This window comes from Marinilabilia sp. (assembly GCF_016278715.1).
In the GTDB taxonomy this organism is placed as follows: Bacteria; Bacteroidota; Bacteroidia; order Bacteroidales; family Marinilabiliaceae; genus Marinilabilia.
In genome coordinates this window covers 1-6,994 of the sequence record NZ_JADQBH010000038.1, presented here as the reverse complement: position 1 = coordinate 6,994, position 6,994 = coordinate 1, and the positions used below count along the sequence as shown (strand labels likewise).

At 40.2% G+C, this 6,994-nt stretch carries 8 protein-coding genes and 1 pseudogene; 2 read left to right on the top strand and 7 right to left on the bottom strand.

The features are described 5' to 3' along the window. Positions 1–222: 222 nt before the first annotated feature. The gene (locus tag QZZ43_RS02720) at positions 223–486 is read right to left on the bottom strand and encodes a hypothetical protein (RefSeq protein ID WP_291856011.1); all 264 of its coding nucleotides are present in this window, start codon (positions 484–486) and stop codon (positions 223–225) included. Positions 487–691: 205 nt separating this feature from the next. On the opposite strand from QZZ43_RS02720, the gene QZZ43_RS02715 reads away from it, so the two are divergent. Together QZZ43_RS02715 and QZZ43_RS02710 are read left to right on the top strand one after the other, a co-directional pair. After that, positions 692–913, top strand: a complete 222-nt coding sequence (locus QZZ43_RS02715) for a hypothetical protein (protein ID WP_291856010.1) — start codon at positions 692–694, stop codon at positions 911–913. Then, positions 903–1,232 carry a hypothetical protein gene (locus tag QZZ43_RS02710; RefSeq protein ID WP_291856008.1) on the top strand — a complete coding sequence of 110 codons (330 nt, stop codon included), beginning with the start codon at positions 903–905 and terminating at the stop codon, positions 1,230–1,232. Before QZZ43_RS02715 ends, QZZ43_RS02710 begins: the two co-directional genes overlap by 11 nt. 194 nt (positions 1,233–1,426) lie before the next feature. On the opposite strand, the gene QZZ43_RS02705 is transcribed toward QZZ43_RS02710, so the two are convergent. From QZZ43_RS02705 to QZZ43_RS02680, 6 genes and pseudogenes are all read right to left on the bottom strand, one after another. Next, positions 1,427–1,705, bottom strand: coding sequence for a hypothetical protein (locus tag QZZ43_RS02705; protein ID WP_291856005.1), 279 nt, complete (start codon positions 1,703–1,705; stop codon positions 1,427–1,429). 646 nt (positions 1,706–2,351) lie between these two features. After that, positions 2,352–3,017: a hypothetical protein gene (locus tag QZZ43_RS02700; RefSeq protein ID WP_291856003.1), complete on the bottom strand. Its 666-nt coding sequence runs from the start codon at positions 3,015–3,017 to the stop codon at positions 2,352–2,354. After that, the gene (locus QZZ43_RS02695) at positions 3,014–3,925 is read right to left on the bottom strand and encodes a hypothetical protein (protein WP_291856001.1); all 912 of its coding nucleotides are present in this window, start codon (positions 3,923–3,925) and stop codon (positions 3,014–3,016) included. Before QZZ43_RS02695 ends, QZZ43_RS02700 begins: the two co-directional genes overlap by 4 nt. 188 nt (positions 3,926–4,113) lie before the next feature. After that, positions 4,114–5,256 (bottom strand): hypothetical protein, encoded by a 1,143-nt coding sequence (locus tag QZZ43_RS02690; protein ID WP_291856000.1) that lies wholly within the window; start codon positions 5,254–5,256, stop codon positions 4,114–4,116. A 569-nt stretch (positions 5,257–5,825) separates the two neighbouring features. After that, a complete protein-coding gene (locus QZZ43_RS02685; RefSeq protein WP_291855998.1) occupies positions 5,826–6,707 on the bottom strand; it encodes a cation diffusion facilitator family transporter in 882 nt (293 codons plus the stop codon). 29 nt (positions 6,708–6,736) lie between these two features. Next, positions 6,737–6,994 (bottom strand): annotated as a pseudogene (locus tag QZZ43_RS02680) (cation transporter); the annotation flags it as partial.

Below are 6,994 nucleotides of genomic sequence, written 5' to 3'. Positions count from 1 at the left end.
GCTCTAAAAACTACGGTTCTTTTATCGTAATCGTCAAAACTCATCTCGCTTGCTGCGCGCGCGAGATTCAAACAGAGACGATTTTACGATAAAACAACCTTGTTTTTAGGCTTACCTGCCAAGGTCACTCCCCCTTCAAGATCGGAAAATCATTACAGATAAAAAGAAATGACGTGAAATCATTTTCAGCTAACCCAAACCCAGTTACTGGCAAAAAACCCATTAGCAACCCAAAGATATAATATTTGCTTCACCCTCACCAGTTTTCTCCCCGGTTATTACAGCTCGTACTGTTCCCCGGTGGTCGGTCAGTTCGAAGCGGAGATTAGCGGCTGTGAAAGCCGGGGCGGTGGTGCCGCCTTCGGGCTCATTGGCAATATAGCTACCTACACGGCTGCTGCCGTAGACCATGACATCGTAGGCATAGAAAGTTTCGGTATAGTTGCCGTTGGCTTCTATGGCTTTTTTGCTCAGGCGCTGCTGCATGGCATCGTAAGTGTACTCTTGCGTGGGACGGCTGTCGTCGGTAGGTACTACGCGTTTTATGTAAGTTTGCTATAATCAATGCCTTCGGGCGGAAAAACCCACATACAAAGAAAACACTGAAACTCTCAACTCGATTTTGCGTTTCACTCTTCAATAGTGTATTTTTGTAGAAAGAGAAACAATTCTATCCATAAAAAGCAAAACTATGAACTTACAATATATAACTAACGGACAGGGTCATAAAAGTAGCGTTCAGGTACCCATTCAGGAATGGGAAAAAATTCAGAAGGATCTCGAAGAGCTGGAACGCCTAAGAAATAAAAAACTATTTCTCACAGAACTGGCTGAAGCGGTTGAAGAAATGAAACAAATTAAAGGAGGTAAGGCACAAGCCCGTAATGCTGAAGATTTCCTCAATGAAATTTGACGTAAAAACCATATCTGTATTTGAAAGACAGGCTAAACGGCTGATTAAAAAATTCCCATCTTTAAAAAACGAACTCCGAACGCTTATCACGGAATTAAAGACCTCTCCGCAAAAAGGAACATCCATTGGCCATAGTTGCCATAAAATAAGACTTGCCATTGCAAGTAAAGGAAGAGGTAAATCCGGAGGAGCAAGAGTAATAACTCATCTGATTTACAAAAGTAATTCAGTCTATCTTATTTCCATTTACGATAAATCAGAAATTGAAAACTTAACAGATAATGAAATTCTGAATCTTATAAAATTGATTCCAAAATAAATTAATCTTCTGCGTCCCGGCGGATTTGAATCAATACAAAAACCAAAACGGTATATAAACTTTTAGCACATAAAACCCACGGCAACGCGACAAATGAACAAATTTTTGTAAGATGCAAACCCCAACTTTACACGAAATGAGTTGCAACTTTTTAAAATTGCAACTCTTTATGATGATATTTACGTCTTCGAGGATTATTTAACAAGATTATGCGTAACAATGCTCACTTCTTCAGTTCTGGTGTCATCCAAATGAATAGTAAGATCTTCATACTCTTCTCGTAATTCGAGTTTTGTATTTGTTAATGTTACTACCTCAGTGATAAATCGTGTTTTGCCATCATTTAAAAAAAGGTGATAATTGGGTTCGCCGATGTACCATGTACCCGACTCTTCTTCATCATTTAAAATGGCAGAATAAGTTCCATCCTCATTAATGGTCAGCGTTCCGTCAATGGAATATAACTCATTCAAAAATAATAATCCGAACTCAGCGTCTTCTTTGGTACTGCCTTTTTCATTAATTTACTGCAACAGTCACACCACCCTAATCCCTTCAATACTGCACATTCACCAACCTACTGACACATCCCAATTGTTGTAATCTCCACCTCCGTTACTTAATCCACGGAGGAATGCACTTGCCTTCTCAAGGAAACTTAGCCCTATTGCTGTTTGCATTCTTTGGTTTTGCCCATATCGGGCATAAATTGTTGGGCAATTTTTGTAGCATCGTTAGCAAATGGGAAGTTGGCTGGTGTATTTGGTGGGGTAGCTGGTGTAGGAATAGCGACTCCATTAATACATGAGCACTGGTGGGGATGAACTTGCCAGTGAACTATGAGGAAATTGAAGATTTACATGCAAGAAGGTGTCTTACTTCGGATTAAAAATCCGAAAAAGAAAACCGGAGTGGAATGCAATTCCACTCCGACGGGTTATGCTGAACGCAGCAATAATCAGGTACTAAATCCTTACATAAAAAACAAGAGCCGCAACTTTTTAAATTGTAACTCTTTATTTTATTTACTGCTTGCTTATTGCACGCTTTACTAAACCGCGCTAACAGAAATCTTTAAAATTTATTTACATATACGCGCCTACGGGGGATTAACCGCACTTAATATGATTCTTCAATTATTCCTTTAATCTCAATTACTTTTCTAACAAGCCCTTCAGAGTTAGCAGGTACATTTTTTGCCTCTTCCAAAATTCGATTTAACATTTGCTGGTTTTCTCCAAATTCTCCTTCCTTCCTTTCCAATAAGCAATTGTACAATAATTCAAAAATATTCTCCATATAAAACTCATTATCTTTTGGATTATCTGCAACAATATATCCATATAAATATCCCAATATCAGCACATCAGTTTTCCCTTTAGGATTTTTCATTAAACAATTGAATAAGTCTTCATATCCTTTGGCATCCTGATATCGCACAGCAACAATCCCTTCAGCTTCCAAATGCCCAAAATCTCCATGAACAATAGTGCCCCCTTCTCTATTAACATAATTAACAGTGAATAAAATACTATCAACCTCATATTTAAAGACAACACTTTTCATTAAATAGGCTACAATTTCTTGTTCAATATAATCATCGAAAAAAGGAGCACTATCAATATAAGCTATATGCAAATTACCATTGTTTAAATCAACAGTTTCAAGCGAGACCTCAGGAATTCCTATAATACTGGCGCTGACATCCTCACGAATATCACTTTCAACACCTAAAGAACAGCTCAAAGAACTCAGTAACATTAAAATAAAAAACATATTTTTCATGGTCGTGTATCTATATATAAAGTATCCACCTTTTGCTCAGAAAGATATCCACCAAGAGACCTTTTTTCTCTAAAGATTCTTGCCGCTCTCTTTATACTATCATTCTTATTCTTAGGCCCTCCACCCCTCTCAAAATTAAAAGACTTTGAGGGCACACCAGGCAAGGATGGTTCAGCATCAGTACTAGCACTGCCTCCCAAACCCTTAGTACCAAAAGAAAATCCATTAATAATTATTGACACAAGTTGTTCGTTTGTTGTCGGATCAATTCCCTTAAATTCAATTCTTCCATAACCAATTCCAAAGATAGTTGTCAATGAACCGTCACCTGCAATATATTTGCAGTTCATCAAAGTCTCTTTTAAACTTGAATCAATGACTTTATTAATCTCAATAGTCCCTTCTCCTACAATAATTGAACAACCTATTTTGGAAACATTTTCTACTTCTGCACCTGCTATCTTAAAGATACAGGTCTCTCCTTGTTCAAAACTAGGGAAGTAATTTGGAACATCAAACGTGAAAGACATCTCTCCTACCCCAACACCTTTCTTTTTTATTCCAACACCTATAGATCTACTATAACCTCTGACATCCATCGATGCAGGTAAACTATTATCGGTTAATGGTCTTAAATAAGTATAATTTGGATCCTCGCTAAACAGATTCATAGGAATTAAAACTGATTTTGTAAATGTCAAATCAGATAGATATGTTTTTCCTTCTTTAGTGTAATTTATTTTTAGATTACTAATATCGACAGTTTCTGGTTCCAATCCCCTTGCTTTAGGCTGTGGCCCTTTATCAACTGCCGTAACAGTAACCCCTGTTTTTGTTCCTCCATCGTATGTTTTTCCTTCACTCTCTGCCCCCCACACATCCACCAGCGCCACAGGATTACCATCCATCGAAACATACGGGCTTTGCCAGGGGAATACTTTCGGGTCGGGGGTGAGCCAACGGCCGATGCGGGGGTCGAAGGCTCTGCATGCCAATCAAGTAACCACATGATAAAGATAAAATTTTATCCTAACATTGGGGGGGCAGAGACTGAATGAATCAATAACCCGAAGTTGGTAGAAGCTAATTATAGTAATTAAAAGAACTCCGCCTCAGTAAGGAAAAAGCTGGGCGAAAACACCAATTGAATGCCGGGAGCGAAATCAAATCGAGCATCCGGAATATCGTAGTAGCCCTCAAAGAGAAAGGAGAATTTTATTTTTTTCAGAAACTTCCTGTTGTATGCAAATTTCATAGTTACCAGTTGACGAATGGGGATGTACATATGGTCGCGAATGGGAGAGACAGATTGGAAAATTCCACCTCCACGCAGGGCAACAAAATCGTTACCATAGAAGTAACCGGCCATTAGATTGACCTTAGAGGTATTGGCAGTCGCGCCCACATACCAGGCGTAACCATTATTAACGCCCAAACGCCCCACGTCATTGAGATTGTTGTAATTCATCCCATAAACAAACAATCCCGCATCATTGAAGAGGCCATTCAACTTTCGCTCCATATGGAGCCCAAGGGCCAGGTTCATGGATGTTTGTACCCGCTCGGAATAAGTACTTACCTCACCTCCACGGTGAACAGCCATCATATTTACGGGCATACTCAACTGCCAGGGCTGTTTCAAAGTATCCAGAAGCTGAGTAGTAGCGCTTAATCCTGCAGTAAACCATTCCGGGAAATTATCCCCCTCCTGCACAAACTGCTCCCAATCGACCCACAAATCCATTTCGAGCCAGGATCTGTTAATGAGGAACTGGATTCCATTCTCCACAGGTCGTATGTATTGCCGCTCTGTATCAAACAAAGGTTCTATAACTTCGTGATGAACATGTCCTTTCAACGATCCCATAATTAAATCGACCGAAGGACTGACTCTAAGGTGAGCCGACAATACCGGACGAACTTCGCTGTAATATTTGAGTCCGCTGTATTGCTGAAGAAAAACCCCTGCCTGCAATCTTAAACGGTCTCCCGCATAATACATCAGGGAGGGTTGAATTCCGTATCCAATGAGGGTATGGCCCCAGGCAAATTTATTTTTATACTCGTTATTTTTTACGAAATTGATATTAGCCAGATGCAATAAAAGCTGATGAGACCGTTGTTCTTCAAATTCGGGATAGTAATAACGGGCTTCATTGTTTATCTGAGCTTCAGAAAGAAATGAAACGCATAAAAAGAGCGAAATCAGGAGATATTTCAATTTCTGTTGAATATTCATTTTCGATGGTCAGTTAAAAAATATCTAAACGCAAAGATCTCATTGCCGAAACATTAAAGTTCAGACACAATGAATTACAAAAAGCAAATGGATAGCAATTTGTAAATGTTCAATCTGCAGTTTAGAGCAAAAGTTTTTCCAAAATAAACAGTAATTCTTCTCTTTTACTTATTTTCCTGAAAAAAGTTTTGAAACATTGGAAGGGCATGTTCTTTGGCCAGTTGCGATTTTTTATTCCGGAAGGCAAAATAGAGCCAGCCCAAACAGGCTTATCAGCTCTACCTGCTTTTTTACTCCTCGATATTTTCTTATGTTTTTTATCACTATTGTCCGGATATACTTATTTCTTGAAAAAAGATTGCTCCGCTTTGCGCGCAAGGAGACCGTTTTGTAAGTTTTAAACAGGTAGGAGGGGTTGATTTCCGGAAAGGCCTAAAATCAACCCCTCCAACTCAAAAAAATCCTGTTATGTCCCGCCATTGCATACGCGGTGACGCAATCTCATTATTTTAACCGGGCACCTTCTATGTGTCTTATGTGGTTAAAAAAACCGCTCTCCCAACCCACGGCTACCGATGGTTGCACTCTATCTGGTTGTCTTCATTGCTCTCGATCTGAATGGTGGCATGAGAGATATTAAAACGCTCATCCAGCATCTGTTGAACATCAGCAAGAAACTGGTCCCCTCCCCCTCCGGGAACCACCAGATGCACAGAAACTGCCGTTTGGTTGGTACTCAATGCCCACACATGAAGATCGTGGGCATCTTCAACACCAGGCCAGGCGTTTAAAGCGTTCCTAACTTCATCTATATCAATGTTTTTTGGTACAGCGTCAAGCGCCAGACTTATAGAATCCACAAATAAGCCCCATGTTCCGTAAAGAACCACTGCAATGATCACAAAACTAACCACCGGATCGATCCATTGATAACCGGTTGTTTGGATAAGAAATCCGGCGATGACAACTCCCAAAGAAACAGCTGCATCGGCCGCCATGTGCAGAAATGCCCCTTTGATATTCAGGTCGTGTTTCTGGCCTTTGACAAACAAAAGTGCTGTAATGGTATTGATCATCACCCCGATACCTGCCACAATCATCACACTGGTACCACCAACGGGCTCCGGATTCCCCAATTTAAAGATGGCATCCTTAGCAATAAAAAAAACCGCGATAAATAGCAATACAGCATTCAGAATGGAAGAAAGAATGGTACTTCGCTGCAATCCGTAGGTATATTTTCCTTTGGGTTTTCTGTTGGCCAACCGGAAAGCACCCCAGGCAAAAAAAAGCCCAAGCACATCACTGGCATTATGACCAGCATCGGCCAGCAATGCGGACGAGTTGGCCACCAGTCCATAAAAAACTTCAACGCCTACAAAAACCAGGTTCAGTGAAATACCAATGGCAAAAGCGCGGCCACTGGTGATATGTTGGTGAGAATGCGACATTAATTACGACTTAGTTTATTCAGTTTCAGTTACTTTGATAATTTAAGAATCCGGACAGCTCCCCATACTACCAGCGCGAAAACAATACTTCCTGTCACCAAATCTGGTATAGCGGATCCGGTCCAGTAAACCAAGCCCCCGGAAACAATTATTCCTGCATTGATAATGACATCATTGGAGGTACATATCATACTGGCTTTTACATGCTGCCCTTTGCTTCTGGATTTTTGGAGCAAATAGAGACTTGTGGCATTGGCGGCCAATGCAAAAACAGAAACAACAATCAT

Coding starts and splice junctions, on each gene's coding strand:
- QZZ43_RS02720 (WP_291856011.1), bottom strand. CDS start 486: ATGCAGCAGCGCCTGAGCAAAAAAGCCATAGAAGCCAACGGCAACTAT.
- QZZ43_RS02715 (WP_291856010.1), top strand. CDS start 692: ATGAACTTACAATATATAACTAACGGACAGGGTCATAAAAGTAGCGTT.
- QZZ43_RS02710 (WP_291856008.1), top strand. CDS start 903: ATGAAATTTGACGTAAAAACCATATCTGTATTTGAAAGACAGGCTAAA.
- QZZ43_RS02700 (WP_291856003.1), bottom strand. CDS start 3,017: ATGAAAAATATGTTTTTTATTTTAATGTTACTGAGTTCTTTGAGCTGT.
- QZZ43_RS02695 (WP_291856001.1), bottom strand. CDS start 3,925: ATGGATGGTAATCCTGTGGCGCTGGTGGATGTGTGGGGGGCAGAGAGT.
- QZZ43_RS02690 (WP_291856000.1), bottom strand. CDS start 5,256: ATGAATATTCAACAGAAATTGAAATATCTCCTGATTTCGCTCTTTTTA.
- QZZ43_RS02685 (WP_291855998.1), bottom strand. CDS start 6,707: ATGTCGCATTCTCACCAACATATCACCAGTGGCCGCGCTTTTGCCATT.